The following is a 15,494-nucleotide window of genomic DNA, read 5'->3' as shown; positions in this document are numbered from 1 at the left end:
TGGCTTGCCGGCGATAGGGCCGGTGCTGGCAACACATCAATCAGAGGTTGTAAGCCCGCTCATTGTGCTCCGCCAGGTCCAGCCCCTGCTCTTCTTCCTCCCGGCTGGCCCGCAGCCCGACAGTCAGCTTGATCGCCCCGAGAATCGCCCAGCTCACCACGAAGCAGTACACGAAGGTGAACACCACCCCCTTGAGCTGCACCAGTGCCTGCCCGATGGGCGATACGCCCTCCACATAGCCCCCCAGCGATGGCGCTGCGAACACCCCGGTCAGCACCGCCCCGACCATCCCGCCAACGCCATGCAGCCCGAACACATCGAGGCTGTCGTCATACCCCAGCGCCTGCTTGAGCCGGGTCACGGCAAAGAAGCAGATGGCCCCCGTCAGCACACCGATCACCAGCGCACCGAGGGGCCCGACGAACGCGCAAGCCGGTGTGATGCCCACCAACCCGGCCAATGCCCCCGACGCTGCACCCAAGGCAGTCGGCCGGCCATGCATCACCTTCTCGGTCAGCAACCAACCGACAATCCCCGCACAAGCCGCCACCATGGTCGCCAGCATCACCACCCCGGCCCCCTCGTTGGCCGCCAGCCCCGAACCCACGTTGAAGCCGAACCAGCCCACCCACAACAACCCCGCACCCACCAGGGTAAAGCCGAGGTTGTGCGGCGGCATGGCCACCTGAGGGTAGCCCTTGCGTTTGCCCAGCATCAACGCTGCAGCCAAGGCAGCCACGCCAGAGTTGATATGCACCGCAGTACCACCGGCGAAATCGAGCACGCCCCAGTTGACCATCAACGCCCCCGGCCCGCCCCACACCATATGGGCGATGGGTGCGTACACCAGCACGAACCACGCCGCCATGAACAGCAACGAAGCGCTGAACTTCATGCGCTCGGCAAAGCCGCCGGCAATCAGCGCCGGGGTGATGATGGCGAACGTCAGCTGGAACACCGCAAACACGCCTTCGGGGATGGTGCCGACCAGGCTGTCATGGCCGATATCCAGCATCAGTGCCTTGTCCAGCCCGCCGATAAAACTGTTCAAGGTGATCTGGCCCTCGACCATGCCGGTGGTATCGACCACCAGGCTGTAACCGAACAATACCCAGAGGATGCCGATAACCCCAGCCACGGCGAACAGCTGGGTGAACACGGAGAGGAAGTTCTTGGCACGCACCATGCCGCCATAGAACAGCGCCAGGCCAGGGATGCACATCATCAACACAAACATCGCGGCGCAGATCATCCAGGCGGTGTTGCCGGTGTCCAGGGTGGTTTCGGCGGCAGTGGCCTGGGTGGCCAGGGCTAACAACATTACAGCGAGGCTGAGGTGCTTCATCGAGTCACTCCTGTGGAAATGGTGGGGGCCCTTGGGGCTGCTTTGCAGCCCTTTCGCGACACAAGGTCGCTCCTACAGGGGAGCGCGCAAGCTCAGGCCCGGCAATCCCCTGTAGGAGCGGCCTTGTGCCGCGAAAGGGCCGCAAAGCGGCCCCAAAAATGGTGGATCAGTACTGCGCCTGCCCCGGCACCCAGGCCGTCCCCGCCAACGGCACCCGCGCCATCGCCGCCGCTTCCACGGTCAATGCCACCAGGTCCTCCGGGTCAAGGTTGTGCAGGTGCGACTTGCCGCACGCCCGCGCCATGGTCTGGGCCTCCAGCACCAGCACCCGCAGGTAATTCGCCAGACGTCGCCCTGCCTCCTCCGGGTTCAGGCGCTTGGCCAACTCCGGGTCCTGGGTGGTGATGCCGGCCGGGTCGCGGCCGTTTTGCCAGTCGTCATAGAAGCCGGCGGCCGAGCCAATCTTCCTCAGCTCGCTGTCCAGGCGGGGGTGGTTGTCACCCAGGGCGATCAGCGCCGCCGTACCAATGGCCACCGCGTCAGCCCCCAGGGCCATGGCCTTGGCCACGTCGGCACCGTTGCGGATACCGCCAGAGACAATCAGCTGCACCTTGCGGTGCATGCCCATTTCCTGAAGCGCCTGCACCGCCTGCGGGATGGCCGGCAGAATCGGGATGCCGACGTGCTCGATGAACACTTCCTGAGTCGCTGCGGTACCACCCTGCATGCCATCGAGCACGATCACGTCAGCACCGGCCTTCACCGCCAGCTTGACGTCGTAGTACGGGCGGCTGGCGCCGATCTTCACGTAGATGGGTTTTTCCCAGTCGGTGATCTCGCGGATCTCGGCAATCTTGATCGCCAGGTCGTCCGGGCCGGTCCAGTCCGGGTGGCGGCAGGCGCTGCGCTGGTCGACACCGATCGGCAAGGTGCGCATGCCGGCCACCCGCTCGGTCACTTTCATGCCAAGCAGCATGCCGCCACCGCCCGGCTTGGCGCCCTGGCCGAGGACAATCTCGATGGCGTCGGCCTTGCGCAGGTCATCGGGATTCATACCGTAGCGCGATGGCAGGTATTGATACACCAGATGCTGCGACTGGCCGCGCTCTTCCGGGGTCATGCCGCCGTCGCCGGTGGTGGTGCTGGTGCCCGCGATGGTCGCACCACGGCCCAGCGCTTCCTTGGCATTGGCCGACAGCGCACCGAAGCTCATGCCGGCGATGGTCACCGGGATTTTCAGGTGAATCGGCTTTTTCGCAAAGCGGTTGCCCAGCACCACGTCCGTGCCGCACTTCTCGCGGTAGCCTTCCAGGGGGTAACGCGACACGCTGGCGCCCAGCAGCAGCAGGTCGTCGAAGTGCGGCACACGGCGCTTGGTGCCACCACCGCGAATGTCGTAGATGCCGGTTTCGGCGGCACGCTGGATTTCCTGGATGGTCAGGCGATCGAAGGTGGCCGACTCACGCAGTACCGGGGGGAATTGCTCGCTCATGGGAATGCTCCTGGATCAGTACGCGCTGGCGTTGTCGACTTTGAAGTTGTATAGCTGGCGGGCCGAGCCGTAACGTTTGAAATCGGCGGCCTTGTGGTCCAGGCCAGCCTTGTTCAGCAGCTCCTGCAGCTCTTGCAGGTGTTCGGCGCGCATTTCCTTTTCGATGCAGTCCGAGCCCAGTGACTGCACCGAGCCCTTGACGTAGATGCGCACCTCGTACAGCGAGTCGCCCAGCGCATCGCCGGCATCGCCACACACCACCAGGCGCCCGGCCTGGCCCATGAAGCAGCTCATGTGGCCGATGTTGCCGCCTACCACGATGTCCACGCCTTTCATGGAAATACCGCAACGGGCACCGGCGTCACCCTCGATCACCAGCAGCCCGCCATGGGCAGTGGCACCAGCGGCCTGGGAGGCACTGCCCTTGACCCGCACCGAACCGGACATCATGTTCTCGGCCACACCCACACCGACGTTGCCGTGCACGGTGACACTGGCCTGCTGGTTCATGCCGGCGCAGTAGTAGCCGGCATGGCCTTCGATATCCACCGCCACGGCAGCGTTGATGCCGACAGCCAGGTTGTGCTTGCCGCCAGGGTGGGTCACTTGCCATTCAAGGTCCTGCACCTCGCCGTGCAAGGACTGGTTGAGCACACGCACCGAAGTGCTGGACAGGTCGATCGTCTTCATATGGTTCTCCAGGGGTTCGGTGGCAGGTCAGGCGCTTTCGCGTTCCCAGACGTACAGCGTGGCCGGGGCCGGTTCCCAGACCTTGGCGTGCTCGATGCCTGGCAGGCCGGCCAGTGCCTGGTATTCCGAGGCCATGGCCACGTAGTCTTCGGTCTCGGCCAGCACCGCCGGCTTGCAGGCAATCGGGTCGCGGATCACGGCAAAGCCGTTGCGGGTGCCGATGGCAAAGGTGAAGAAGCCGTCCAGGTCTTCCAGTGCGCCATCCAGGGCCTGGGCCAGGCTGTCACCCTGCTGCAGGCGCCAGGTCAGGTAGCCGGCGGCCACTTCAGTGTCGTTGTCGGTTTCGAAACTGATGCCTTCGCGCTTGAGCTCCTGGCGCAGGCGAAAGTGGTTGGACAGCGAGCCGTTGTGCACCAGGCACAGGTCGGCGCCGGTGGAAAACGGGTGGCTGCCTTCCATGGTCACGGCGCTTTCGGTGGCCATGCGGGTGTGGCCGATAATGTGGCTGCCCTTCATGCCGGCCAGGCCGAAGCGACTGGAAATTTCCGCCGGCAAGCCCATGCCCTTGAGGATTTCGATGCTCTGCCCGGCGCTCATGATGCGCACCTCCGGCGCGAGCGCAGCCAGCGCGGCGCGGGCCGCAGCTTCATCGGTATGCACTTTGAGCACTGCGGCGCTGGCATTCTGGAACCAGTCCAGCGAGCAGCCCAGGTGCCCTTCCAGCTGGCCCATCAGGGTGGTCCACGGGTAATTTATATCGGCCGCTTGCAGGGTCAGTTTGACCCAGCCATCGGCCACTTCGTCGCCGTAGATGGCAAAGCCGGCGCTGTCCGGGCCACGGTCGGTCATGGCTTCGAGCATGGGTTCGAAGAGCTTGCCAAGCTGGGCTTCCAGCTCGGGCTTTTTCAGGTACAGGCCTACAATTCCACACATGGTGATGCTCCTTACTAGGCAGTGGGCGACAGCTCTCGTATTGGCCGCCCAGGGGATTGGGGGCGGTCAGAAGAACTCGGTGTAACGCTGGATTTCCCAGTCGGAGACGTGGCGGCAGTACTCCACCCACTCCATGCGCTTGAGCTTGATGAACTCGTCGACGATTTCGGCGCCCAGCACCTCGCGGAACAACGGGTCGGCTTCGAGGGCGTCGGCGGCCTCCTTCAGCGATTGCGGCAGGGTCTTGATGCCGCGTGCGGCAATTTCTTCAAGGCTGAGGGTGTACAGGTTTTCATTGCACATCTCGCCCGGGTCCAGCTGGCGGTCAATGCCATCCAGGCCGGCAGCAATGATCGCGGCGGTGACCAGGTACGGGTTGCAGCCGGCGTCCGGCAGGCGAAACTCCAGGCGACCATAAGGAATGCGTACCATCGCCGAGCGGTTGTTGGCTCCCCAGGCAACGAAGGCCGGGGCCCAGGTGGAGCCCGACAACGACCGGCCCACCACCAGACGCTTGTAGGAATTGACCGTCGGCGCCGCAAAGGCACACAGCGCCGGGCCGTGTGCCATCAGCCCTGCGGCAAAGTGGTAGGCCAGCTTCGACAGGCCCATGCCGCTGCTGTCGGACGGGTCGTGGAACAGGTTCTTGTGGGTGCTGCTGGCCAGCGACAGGTGAAAGTGCATGCCGTTGCCGGCGCGCTTGGGGTCGGGCTTGGGCATGAACGAGCAGATCATGCCCAGGTCGTTGGCGATCTCACCGGCGGCCATGCGGAAAAAGGTGAAACGGTCGGCCGACTCCATGGCATCGCTGTAGGTGTAGTTGATCTCGAACTGGCCGTTGGCGTCTTCGTGGTCGATCTGGTAGATGTCGAAGCCCACCGGCTGCAGCGCCTCGGTCAGGCGCTCGAGGAACAGCCGCGAGCGCGACAGGCCCTTGTAGTCGTAGCAGGGTTTGTCGAGGTTGTCGGAGGCGTCCACCAGTTGCAGCTTGCCGCCTTCGTCGCGGCGGAAAAGGCTGAACTCAGGCTCAAGGCCGGTATTCAGGGTCCAGCCCTTGTCGGCCAGGCGCTGCACCTGCTGCTGCAACACGTAGCGGGTGTCGTAGGGCCAAGGCTTGCCGTTGACATGGCCCACGCACACCACCCGGCCATAGCCCGGCTGCCAAGGCACCGGAACCAGCGTGGACAGGTCGCCGCGGGCCATGAAGTCCGGGCCGTGCGGCTCCATGCCCATGCCGCAGATGGCGAACCCGGCAAAGCCGGCGCCCTCCTCGGCTACCATCTTCAGGCCCGATACCGGCACCGATTTGGTCTTCGCCGAACCATGGATGTCGACGAACTGCGCCAGCACGTACTTGATGCCGTGTTGGTCGAGGGTGCGCTGGGTTTCTGCTGGCAACATGGGTTGAACACTCCTGGGCAAGGGGCAATGATTCCGCAAGGGAAACTTACTTTCCTCTCAGGAATGCAATGCGCTTGCCAAGTTTGTTCAAGGTGCGCCTTGGGTGCCTGTTGGGGCCTCTGCGCGGGCAAGCCCGCTCCCTCAGGATTCGCCGCAAAGCCCTGTGGGAGCGGACTTGCCCGCGCAGAAGCCGGCACCGGCAAGACAAAACCCAGACAGGTTTTTCTGTTCTATTTATGGGAAACTTGTTTTCACCTGAGGAAAGAAGCGGCCAGCGCAGCTGCATTTCGCACTTTCCCAGTGCGAAAACTTTATTCTTGAACTGAAACTGTGCAGGACATTCGATGTCGACTGAAACCGAACCGCGCCTTCGCCTGGAGCAGTACCTTGGCCTGCAGATCAAGCGCCAGCGCCAGGCCCAGTCCCTCAAGCTCGCCGATGTGGCACGGATCGCCGGCATCAGCCAGGGCATGCTGAGCAAGATCGAGAACGCCCAGGTGTCCACCAGCCTCGACACCCTCAGCCGCCTGTGTGACGTGCTGGGCATGCCGATGGCCAAGCTGTTCAGCCAATATGACCAGCCCGATGGCAATGCCCTGCTGGTGAAGGCCGGCGAAGGGCTGGAAGTGGTACGCCGCGGCACCGAGAAGGGCCACACCTACCACTTGCTCAATCACGCCAGGGGGCCGAAGAAGAACTTCGAGGCCTATATGGTGAGCATGGACGACGCTAGCGAAGAGTTCCCCACCTTCGCCCACCCCGGCACCGAGTTCCTCCACTTGCTGGAGGGCGAACTGGTGTATCGCCATGGCAACCGGCTCTACCACATGCACGCCGGCGACAGCCTGACCTTCGACGGCGAAACCCCACATGGCCCTGAGCAACTGGTGCAGGTGCCCATACGCCTGCTGTCGATCATGAACTACGGCGACGAATGACGCGGCGCTGCAAGGCAACCGCCGATGTCGCGATCAGACAAGCACACGTCGCCCGCAATCGGCTGCAAAACCCTGTATACAAAAATAATACACACATCGACCAGCCCCGCGCCGTGGGCTGGCCGACGTGGTAGCCGCGAGTAAAACAGCCTCGCTTCACAATTCCAACGCTGTGGCGCCTTTTTGCACCGGGCAATTCGCTTGGGCTCATAACGATAAAAACTCCCAGTATCAGAGACCTGCGCAGCGCCAGCAGGGAGTGTTTGCGCGCGCCACATTGTGAAGACTTGACTGCCATGATCGCGACTTCAATCCCCGTAGCCGGTGCTGCCACCGGCCACCGTAACGCCCTGTGCGTTGCCCATATTGCCGCTGTGCTGTTCGGCCTGACCGGCATCCTTGGTCACTTGATCGACGCCGACGCCAGCATCATCACCTTCGGCCGCGCCACCTTCGCCTTCATTGCCCTGGGCTTCGTCGCCGGGCTCAAGGGCACCCGCCTGCTCGATGCGCTCACTCTGCGCAATTTGCCGGTGCTGGGCCTGACCGGCGCCCTGCTGGCAGCCCACTGGGTGACCTTCTTCATTGCCGTCAAAGTCGGCGGCGTGGCGATGGCCACTCTGGGCTTCGCCAGCTTCCCGGCGTTCATTGCCATGATCGAGCGCGGTGTATTTGGCCAACGTATCGGGGCCGTGCAAGGTTTGCTGCTGCTGATGGTTACCGCCGGCCTGGTGTTGGTGGTGCCGACTTTCGACCTGCTGGACAACGGCACCATCGGCCTGCTGTGGGGACTGGGTTCGGGCCTGGCATTCGCCCTGCTGACCGTGGCCAACCGCCGCAATGCATCAAGCATGAACGCCATGCAGGTGGCCTTCTGGCAGAACGTGGTGGTGGCCGCGCTGGTGGCACCGTTTGCCTTCACCCACCTGGGCAGCACCAGCCTGGCGGGCAGCGACTGGGTCAACCTGGCGCTGCTGGGCGTGTTCTGCACCGGGCTGTCGCAGTTTTTGTTCGTCAAGAGCCTGGAAGGCCTGGAAGCGCGGACGGCCGGCATGATCATCGCGCTGGAACCGGTGTACGCGATCATCGGCGCCTGGTGGCTGTTTGGTGATCAGCCGAGCCTGCGCATGGCCGTTGGTGCAGCGCTAATCGTGCTGGCGACCCTGCTGGCGGCGGCGCGCAAGGCACCGGCGGAGCAAGGGGATACCAGCCGCTGCGCGCATTGATCAAAGCACTGTAGATATAGCGCCCGGAACCAAGCATATTCCATAATGTTTGTATCAACTGATTTTATATTGCGTTTTAATATTAAAAATCAAAACCTATGGAGTGTCAGTCGTTGAAAGCCTTCCCACTTTTACCTTTGGGCCTTGCCTTACTGGTGGCTTCCTCAACGGCCTTTGCGGGCGCAACGCTTGATCGTGTCCAGGGCAAGGGTGAGCTTACCGGCGTGCTGATGGAGAACTACCCGCCATTCTCATTCTTGAATGAGCAAAACCAGCTGGATGGCTTTGACGTGGATGTCGCCAAGGCCGTAGCCGAGCGTCTTGGGGTGAGGCTCAAGCTCGAAACGCCCTCTTGGGATGTCATCGCCGCAGGCCGCTGGAGTGGCCGTTACGATATCTGTGTCTGCTCAATGACGCCGAGCAAGGCGCGTGCTGAGGTGTTCGACTTCCCGGTCGAGTATTACCAGTCGCCAGCGGTGATTGTGGTCAACGCCAAGGACACCGCCATCACCTCGGGAAAAGATTTGTCAGGCAAGAAAGTTGGCGTCATTAGCGCCTCGACCTACGAGGCTTACCTGAACAAAGATCTCACCATCGAAGGGGCAGAAGACAAACCTCTCATCTACCCGTTTGATAACGCCCAGGCTGCGCCGTATGACAACGAAACTGTCGCCTTCCAGGATCTGGCACTGGGCACCGGCGTGCGCCTGGACGCAATGGTCACCAATCTGATCACTGCCAAGGAGCGTATTGCCCAGGATCCACGCTTCAAAATCACAGGCGAGACTTTGTACGCCGAACCCAACGTAATCGCTATTGAGAAAGGCGATCCGCAGTGGAATGAAAAGGTCACTGAGGTCATCACAGCACTCAAGGCCGATGGAACACTGGCCAAGATTTCCCAGAAGTGGATCGGCGCCGATATCAGTAAATGACAGCCCTCAACCCACATCCCGCAAAGTCCGTTCTCGCACCCAACGTGAAATCGAGCCTGCTTGGTCGGACCTTTGGGTTCAAGACCCGCCTGTATCTGACCTGGGGGGCATTGCTTGGCTTTTGCATCTTCTTCTTCCTGAGCTTTGACCTGAAGTTCTCGATCATCCTGGATAAATGGCCCAACCTTGTAGGCCTGCGGCTGGGACCAAACGGCTTCCTTCAGGGTGCAGCACTGACGCTGTTCCTCTGTATTTGCTCGATAGGGTTTTCGTTGCTGCTGGGCTTTGTTACGGCGCTGGCGCGGTTATCACGCAGCGCTGTGGCGTTCGGCGTGGCGAGCTTCTATGCATCGTTTTTTCGCGGTACGCCGCTGTTGATCCAGATCCTGCTCATTTACCTGGGCTTACCGCAACTGGGTGTGGTGCCGGGAGCGATTAGCGCAGGGATCATTGCACTGTCGCTCAACTACGGCGCCTACCTCAGCGAAATTTTTCGTGCCGGCATCATGGCTGTCCCGCCTGGGCAGCGAGAAGCGGCTGCTGCGCTTGGCTTGAGGCCGACCTCGGCGTTCCTCCATGTTGTGCTCCCGCAGGCGATGAGGACGATCATCCCCCCGACCACCAGCCAGTTCATCTCGATGCTGAAGGACTCGTCGCTCATTTCGGTAATGGGGGTGTGGGAAGTGATGTTCCTGGCGCAGTCCTACGGACGCTCCTCATACCGTTATATCGAAATGCTCGCCACTGCCGCGCTCATCTACTGGCTGCTGTCCATTGGGCTGGAGCTCATTCAGCACCGTCTTGAACGCCACTTCGGCAAAGGGTTCCAGAATCAGCGGTGAGCTGCCAGCTGATATCAATGAAGACAGGAAAAATGATGTCCGACCCCAAACCCCTATTGTTTGCGCTATACGAACAAGCGAGCGTTGGCTGCGGTGGAGCACCCAGCCTATGGACTCATCCAGCTGATGAGCGCCTGGCCGCCAACACGTTTGATTTCTGGTCGAACCAAGCCCGTATCGCCGACCAGGCTAACCTCGACATGCTCTTCTTCGCAGATGTCCTGGGCTTCTATGACGTCTTCGGCGGGAGCGCTGAAGCAGCAGTGAAGTGGGCGGTAGAAGCGCCTGCGAACGACCCGTTGATGATCATTCCGGGGCTAGCTGCGATCACCAGGAATCTGGCATTCGGCGCTACCGTTACCACCACCTACGAGCATCCCTTCACACATGCCCGACGCTTCAGCACGCTCGATCACATGACCGGTGGCCGGATCGCCTGGAACATCGTGACGTCCTACCTTTCCAGTGCTGCTCGCAACTTCGGCCTGGAAGAGATGCTCAAGCATGCCGACCGCTACGAACGCGCGGAGGAATTCATGGATGTGGCCTACAAGCTCTGGGAGGGCAGCTGGGCGGACGACGCAGTGGTGCAGGACAAAGCGGGTCAGCGCTACGCCCGTGGCGAGCGGGTGAGACCGATCAATCATTGCGGGGAGCGCTACCACGTGGCAGGCCCTCATCTGACAGCGCCTTCCCCGCAGCGAACCCCGCTGCTTATCCAGGCCGGTTGGTCAGGCCGGGGCCGAGAGTTCGCAGCCAAACATGCAGAGCTGATTTTCATCGCCAAATCCAACCCACATGAAATCCGCCAGGGGCTGGAAGAAATCTGGACGATGGCACAGGCTCGTGGACGTGCTCGGGATGACGTGAAATCGCTTACGGTGCTGCGCATCGTCACGGCGAAAACAGAGATCGAAGCCCAGAGAAAGTATGACGCGCTTCAGAGCAACTATCACCTGGAAGCACAATTGGTCAGCTATGCCGGCGATACAGGCATCGACCTTAGCCGCTATGCGGACGGCGATGCGCTCTCGACCCATACCGAAGGTTTGACCTCCTACATGATGCGACCAGACGGCAGCGGCAAGCCGTTGACGGCAGGTGACGTCAGGAAGCGTTTTGCCAACGTCACACGCGGTACAGATTTGATTCTGGTAGGAACGCCTGAGCAAGTAGCCGACTGCATCGAGGAGCACGCCCGCATTTCGGGAACAAGTGGTTACATGCTGAACCCGCTCACCAGTCCTGGCACCTTGGAGGATTTCGTCGAGCTGATTGTGCCTGAACTCCAAAAACGCGGGCTTTATCGCACGCAAGCGCAAAGCGGAACCTTCCGGTCTCGCCTCAGAGATGACCGCTCGAGCCGACTGCCATCATCTGCTTATGGAGCGTCTTTCCGGCAGCAGTGACTCAGGGCTACTTTTCCCTGATCCCCCGGCCTTCACGCGCTGAATTTAGTTGAAGGCGGGTTACCGCTGTCCATGCAGGCTGAGACCGATACCTCGATGCGTATGAATGCGTACGCTACAGCCCAGGGCGACGAGTACCTTGCGTAGATAGCTTAGCTGCACTTCCAGCACCTTTGTCCCAGGGTCGAAATGGAAACCCCAGACCGCCTCGAACAGGGCGGATCTCGACACGATTTGCTCAGGATTAACTATGAGAGCTTCCAATAGCCTGCATGACGTCGCTTTGAGGATGATGCGCCTACCATCGCAGCTAACCTCGCGACAAGCAGGATCCAGATGCAGGTCTGAAAAGGCTAAGTGACCTGCACCAGCAGCAATTCTGTTCAAGATTCGCAATGTCTCGGAGGGTTGCAGGTCATTGACCTGCAACCAGGGAGGGATATTACTTGCCAGCGCTCGGCAAAGCGTAAGCGATCACATAGTCGCCACGGTTTTCGTTGGAACCTGTACGGGTTGCCCCGCCCACGGTAACAACGATGCACTGCTTGCCGTCACGACCAACGTAGGACATTGGAGCGCCCTGACCACCAACCGGCAGACGACCGCGCCACAGCTCTTCACCCGTGTCGTTATCCAAGGCTCGGATGTAGTAATCCAGAGTGCCGTGGAAGAAGGTCAAACCGCCTTTAGTAACCAGCGGCCCGCCCATGGTGGGCATGCCAAGCGGCATGTAGACGCCAGGGACGATGCCGTGCACGGGTGCATCCTGAATACTGCCCATCGGCACCTGCCATTTGGTCTCACCCGAGGTGAGGTCGATGGCAGTCATGGTGCCGAATGGGGGCTTGAAGCATGGCACGCCCAGCGGCGACACAAACATCGAACGTTCTACACCCCACGGCGTGCCCAGCTGCTCGGAATATTCGCCTTCGGTAGTCGGTACCAGGCCAATGCGCTTGGCCTCATCCTGTTTGATAAAACGACCCCATTGAGCCATACGGATATCGTTGACGATCAGGGTACCAGTGGATGCATCAATTGCACCGCCGCCCCAGTTGAAGCCCCCATAGTAACCCGGGTAGATCAGTGTGGCCTGGCCTTCAACCAGCGGCGTAAACTCCCCTTCCCAACGCATGCCTTTGAAATCGATTCGGCACATCAGTTGATCAAAGACAGTACCGCCCCACATATCCGACTCTTTGAGACGATCCGCTCCAACGGACAGCTGTGAGTAAGGCTGGGTCGGCGAAATCCGCATACCTGGGACGCCATCGGTTGCAACCTTGCGCTGCTCCACCGGGAACACAGGGGTGCCATCGCGTCGATCGAGAACAAAGATCTGGCCACGTTTGGTCATCGCGATCACAACCGGAGTCGTGTCACCCTTTTTGTTCGGGAGGTCGTACAGAATCGGTTGGGCGGACACGTCGTAGTCGAACATGTCGTTGTTGGCAGTGCGGAAGTGCCATTTATCGACACCGGTCCTCACGTCGATAGCAACGATCGAATCGTTGTACTCATCCGAGCCAGGCTTGCGATCACCGTTCCAGAAGTCCGGTGTCTGATTGCCTGTAGGAATGTAGGCCAACCCCAGCTTTGCATCATACGAAGCGGTACCCCAGAAGTTGGGCGACTCTGCAGGATAGTTTTCACCCGCAGGTAATGGCACGCCCCGCTTCGGGTTCAACGCCTCCCAAGCCCAGAGCAATTCGCCGGTTCGAACATCAAAACCGCGCGTCACACCTGACGGTTCGCCGGTCTTGAGGTTGTCGTTGATCTTGCCACCGACAATGATCACGTCCCCGGCCACAAGCGGAGCCGAAGTCAGATAGTAAGAGCCGTCGGTGTTCGGGCCAATGCCTTTGAGCAAATCAACGGTACCGTGATTACCAAAGCTACCGCATGTCTTACCAGTATCCGCATCGAGCTCAATCAGGCGAGCATCCACTGTCGTCATGACGATACGGCGACGACATTCAGCAGGCTGAGCAGCTACCGATGGGTCGACTACCGTATCCCCGTTTGCTACGGCAGCTTGAGCCTTGTCTACATCGTAGTAGCCAAGTCCACGGCACCGCTTCCACGTACGGTTGGACGGGGTTTCCTGAATCACCGGGTCGTACTTCCACTTTTCGGCACCCGTCACCGGATCAAGTGCAAATACTTTGTTAAGTGGTGTGCAGAGGTAAACCGTGTCATCAACCTTGAGCGGTGTGCCCTGGTACTCGGCGCCATTGATCGCCATATCGCCAGTACGGAACGTCCAGGCAACTTGCAGATCCTTGACGTTGGCCTTGTTGATCTGGTCGAACTGAGCGAAACGCTCACCATGGGTATTGCGGCCATACGCTGTCCAATCATTACCGTCTGATTGACCTGCATCCGGCACGACCACTGAGGAGGTGCTGCCCTTCTTCGCCACTACGGTTGCATGTGGCTGGAACATACCGTAGCCAAAGCAAACCAGGCTGATGATGAGGAGCGAGCTGATAGCGGCGCGTGCCGGATTGCCCATCAGTCGACGATTACCCTCAAGCAGCGGCACGATCAGCACCAGTACCAATGCAATCACGATGAAGGTGATCAAGCGCGGAACAAGCTGCCAGAAATCAAAGCCAACTTCCCAGAATGCCCAGCACGCGGTAGCCACCAGCAACGCCAAGGAAATCCAGGTCGCAACGATCTTCTTTTTGACCAGGGTGAGACCAGTAGCCGCCATGGCTAGGCCAGCCAAAAGGTAGTACCAGCTGCCGCCCAGCGATATCAGTTTGGCTCCACCAAAGGCGAGCCCTGCGCCAAGCAACGTCAACACGACACCGATGGCTATCGGTAAGACGCTCTTAAATCTCATGCGTTTTCCTAGATTCACGCGAGGGGTCAGGCCCCTCAATCAAAAACCGTCCAAAGCGCTGCGCCAGACCCTCTCCCGAGGCTCCATCCACGCGTCCCTAAACCAGACTTTCGAACATCCATGTTCTATGAGAGCGCTCTCATTTGCACGCCTGAACGGCCTGCAGACTAGAGCACGTCACCGCCAATGAGAGCGCTCTCATTTGACGATCAAAAAACGGCGCTCTCCGAGCGCCGCCTACGAAACGGGCGCATGGTATGTCCTGTAACAAAGTGAGTCAATGTGACGCATATCAAAAGATGGGAGCTATTTGCATCTCGGACAGTGACGGGGCTCGCTTAGCCTGAGTTTGACCCAGTTGACTTTCGAGTTATGAGAGTGACCGGCATGTCCACACGGCGGGGGTGGGCAGCATTGCCTGCCAACATCGCCTGCAAAGCCACAACAGCTGCCTGGGCCTGGGCATCCGTATCCTGCTTTAAAGTCGTCAGCGAGAAGAGGCTGTTTTCGGCATCAGGAATGTCATCAAAACCGACAACCGATACGTCAGATGGGACGCTTAACCCCATGCCCTTCAACCTGTCCAGAACACCCAAAGCGATGAAGTCGTTCGAGGCGAAGATGGCGCTTGGACGCTCATCCCGGGCAAACAGCGCATCCACTCCTCGCCTACCGAACGCGGCATTGTGCTCGCCTCTGATCAGGATCGGATTCAAACCAGCAGCCTTCATGATTTCACAGTAGAACCTTGCCCGGTCTTTGGAGGAAGGCTCGCGTCCCCCTGCCAGGTGAGCAATTCTTCGGTGCCCCAATGCGAACAGATGATCCATCGCAAGACGCACTCCTGTCTGGTCATCGACCGCGATTGAGATGACTTTTTTGTGAGCGACCCGTTTGCTTCCGATAAAAACGCAAGGGAGCTTATCGGCGATCTCGCCAATGACCTTGGGATGATGCGGAGTACCCAGGAGGATCACCCCAGCTGCTCGAAGCGTAAGCAACCTTTCTATCTCGAAAGCTGCTGAATTACCTTCAACTGGCCGTAGGGAAGTGACAGGCTCGAAGCCCGCAGCAAGCAGTCTCTTGTCGACCGACTGAGCCAACTGGATATGGAAAGCATTGTTGGGGTCTCCGATCACCAACCCAACGATGGATGATCGGGCGGAGACTAAACTCCGAGCAGCCAGGTTCGGACGATACTCGAGCTCAGAAGCAATCTGATCGATCCGCTCACGCGTTTCAGGCCGAACACCAGGATCCCCTCGAAGCGCCCTCGACACCTGAGCACGTGACATCCCAGCAGCTTTAGCTACGTCATCCAGGGTAGTGAAAGGCTTTGCCATGATCTACAGAAAGCTCCGAGCATGATGCCCGCAGGCTTCGTCGGTAGACGGGCAAGCCAAGAACTAGGCATAACAGTGTTCGGGTCGAG

The 15,494-nt window shown here is 60.2% G+C and carries 13 protein-coding genes; 5 read left to right on the top strand and 8 right to left on the bottom strand.

Annotated features, from left to right (window positions below; all coding sequences use genetic code 11):
- Positions 1-40: 40 nt before the first annotated feature.
- The 5 genes from PP4_RS11005 to glnT all read right to left on the bottom strand — a co-directional run bounded on the left by PP4_RS11005 (position 41) and on the right by glnT (position 5,861).
- Complete coding sequence (locus PP4_RS11005; RefSeq protein ID WP_016499252.1) at positions 41-1,345, bottom strand: ammonium transporter; 1,305 nt, start codon at positions 1,343-1,345, stop codon at positions 41-43.
- Between the two features lie 166 nt (positions 1,346-1,511).
- Entirely contained in the window at positions 1,512-2,837 is a 1,326-nt protein-coding gene (locus PP4_RS11000; protein ID WP_016499251.1) for an FMN-binding glutamate synthase family protein, read from the bottom strand.
- 15 nt (positions 2,838-2,852) lie between these two features.
- Positions 2,853-3,527 (bottom strand): GltB/FmdC/FwdC-like GXGXG domain-containing protein, encoded by a 675-nt coding sequence (locus tag PP4_RS10995; protein ID WP_016499250.1) that lies wholly within the window; start codon positions 3,525-3,527, stop codon positions 2,853-2,855.
- A 27-nt stretch (positions 3,528-3,554) separates the two neighbouring features.
- Positions 3,555-4,460, bottom strand: coding sequence for a class II glutamine amidotransferase (locus PP4_RS10990; protein WP_016499249.1), 906 nt, complete (start codon positions 4,458-4,460; stop codon positions 3,555-3,557).
- Between the two features lie 66 nt (positions 4,461-4,526).
- The gene (glnT, locus tag PP4_RS10985) at positions 4,527-5,861 is read right to left on the bottom strand and encodes a type III glutamate--ammonia ligase (RefSeq protein WP_016499248.1); all 1,335 of its coding nucleotides are present in this window, start codon (positions 5,859-5,861) and stop codon (positions 4,527-4,529) included.
- A 344-nt stretch (positions 5,862-6,205) separates the two neighbouring features.
- Here glnT and PP4_RS10980 point away from each other — a divergent pair, with 344 nt between their 5' ends.
- The 5 genes from PP4_RS10980 to PP4_RS10960 all read left to right on the top strand — a co-directional run bounded on the left by PP4_RS10980 (position 6,206) and on the right by PP4_RS10960 (position 11,211).
- Positions 6,206-6,799 (top strand): helix-turn-helix domain-containing protein, encoded by a 594-nt coding sequence (locus tag PP4_RS10980; RefSeq protein WP_016499247.1) that lies wholly within the window; start codon positions 6,206-6,208, stop codon positions 6,797-6,799.
- 296 nt (positions 6,800-7,095) lie between these two features.
- On the top strand, positions 7,096-8,025 hold the full coding sequence (locus PP4_RS10975; RefSeq protein WP_041167690.1) for a DMT family transporter: 930 nt from the start codon (positions 7,096-7,098) through the stop codon (positions 8,023-8,025).
- A 113-nt stretch (positions 8,026-8,138) separates the two neighbouring features.
- Complete coding sequence (locus tag PP4_RS10970) at positions 8,139-8,960, top strand: ABC transporter substrate-binding protein (protein ID WP_016499245.1); 822 nt, start codon at positions 8,139-8,141, stop codon at positions 8,958-8,960.
- On the top strand, positions 8,957-9,802 hold the full coding sequence (locus PP4_RS10965; RefSeq protein WP_016499244.1) for an amino acid ABC transporter permease: 846 nt from the start codon (positions 8,957-8,959) through the stop codon (positions 9,800-9,802). The genes PP4_RS10970 and PP4_RS10965 overlap by 4 nt, the downstream gene beginning before the upstream one ends.
- 35 nt (positions 9,803-9,837) lie before the next feature.
- On the top strand, positions 9,838-11,211 hold the full coding sequence (locus PP4_RS10960) for an LLM class flavin-dependent oxidoreductase (RefSeq protein WP_016499243.1): 1,374 nt from the start codon (positions 9,838-9,840) through the stop codon (positions 11,209-11,211).
- A gap of 60 nt (positions 11,212-11,271) precedes the next feature.
- Here PP4_RS10960 and PP4_RS29830 read toward each other — a convergent pair whose 3' ends face one another.
- The 3 genes from PP4_RS29830 to PP4_RS10950 all read right to left on the bottom strand — a co-directional run bounded on the left by PP4_RS29830 (position 11,272) and on the right by PP4_RS10950 (position 15,405).
- The gene (locus PP4_RS29830; RefSeq protein ID WP_158490997.1) at positions 11,272-11,598 is read right to left on the bottom strand and encodes a winged helix-turn-helix domain-containing protein; all 327 of its coding nucleotides are present in this window, start codon (positions 11,596-11,598) and stop codon (positions 11,272-11,274) included.
- A 55-nt stretch (positions 11,599-11,653) separates the two neighbouring features.
- Positions 11,654-14,062, bottom strand: a complete 2,409-nt coding sequence (locus tag PP4_RS10955; RefSeq protein ID WP_016499242.1) for a membrane-bound PQQ-dependent dehydrogenase, glucose/quinate/shikimate family — start codon at positions 14,060-14,062, stop codon at positions 11,654-11,656.
- Between the two features lie 338 nt (positions 14,063-14,400).
- Positions 14,401-15,405: a LacI family DNA-binding transcriptional regulator gene (locus PP4_RS10950; RefSeq protein WP_041167688.1), complete on the bottom strand. Its 1,005-nt coding sequence runs from the start codon at positions 15,403-15,405 to the stop codon at positions 14,401-14,403.
- Between the last annotated feature and the right edge of the window lie 89 nt (positions 15,406-15,494).

This window comes from Pseudomonas putida NBRC 14164, assembly GCF_000412675.1.
In the GTDB taxonomy this organism is placed as follows: domain Bacteria; phylum Pseudomonadota; class Gammaproteobacteria; order Pseudomonadales; family Pseudomonadaceae; genus Aquipseudomonas; species Aquipseudomonas putida.
The sequence above is the reverse complement of the archived record's forward strand: the minus strand, read 5'-3'. Positions and strand labels throughout refer to the sequence as shown.

Coding starts and splice junctions, on each gene's coding strand:
- PP4_RS11005 (WP_016499252.1), bottom strand. CDS start 1,345: ATGAAGCACCTCAGCCTCGCTGTAATGTTGTTAGCCCTGGCCACCCAG.
- PP4_RS11000 (WP_016499251.1), bottom strand. CDS start 2,837: ATGAGCGAGCAATTCCCCCCGGTACTGCGTGAGTCGGCCACCTTCGAT.
- PP4_RS10995 (WP_016499250.1), bottom strand. CDS start 3,527: ATGAAGACGATCGACCTGTCCAGCACTTCGGTGCGTGTGCTCAACCAG.
- PP4_RS10990 (WP_016499249.1), bottom strand. CDS start 4,460: ATGTGTGGAATTGTAGGCCTGTACCTGAAAAAGCCCGAGCTGGAAGCC.
- glnT (WP_016499248.1), bottom strand. CDS start 5,861: ATGTTGCCAGCAGAAACCCAGCGCACCCTCGACCAACACGGCATCAAG.
- PP4_RS10980 (WP_016499247.1), top strand. CDS start 6,206: ATGTCGACTGAAACCGAACCGCGCCTTCGCCTGGAGCAGTACCTTGGC.
- PP4_RS10975 (WP_041167690.1), top strand. CDS start 7,096: ATGATCGCGACTTCAATCCCCGTAGCCGGTGCTGCCACCGGCCACCGT.
- PP4_RS10965 (WP_016499244.1), top strand. CDS start 8,957: ATGACAGCCCTCAACCCACATCCCGCAAAGTCCGTTCTCGCACCCAAC.
- PP4_RS10960 (WP_016499243.1), top strand. CDS start 9,838: ATGTCCGACCCCAAACCCCTATTGTTTGCGCTATACGAACAAGCGAGC.
- PP4_RS10955 (WP_016499242.1), bottom strand. CDS start 14,062: ATGAGATTTAAGAGCGTCTTACCGATAGCCATCGGTGTCGTGTTGACG.
- PP4_RS10950 (WP_041167688.1), bottom strand. CDS start 15,405: ATGGCAAAGCCTTTCACTACCCTGGATGACGTAGCTAAAGCTGCTGGG.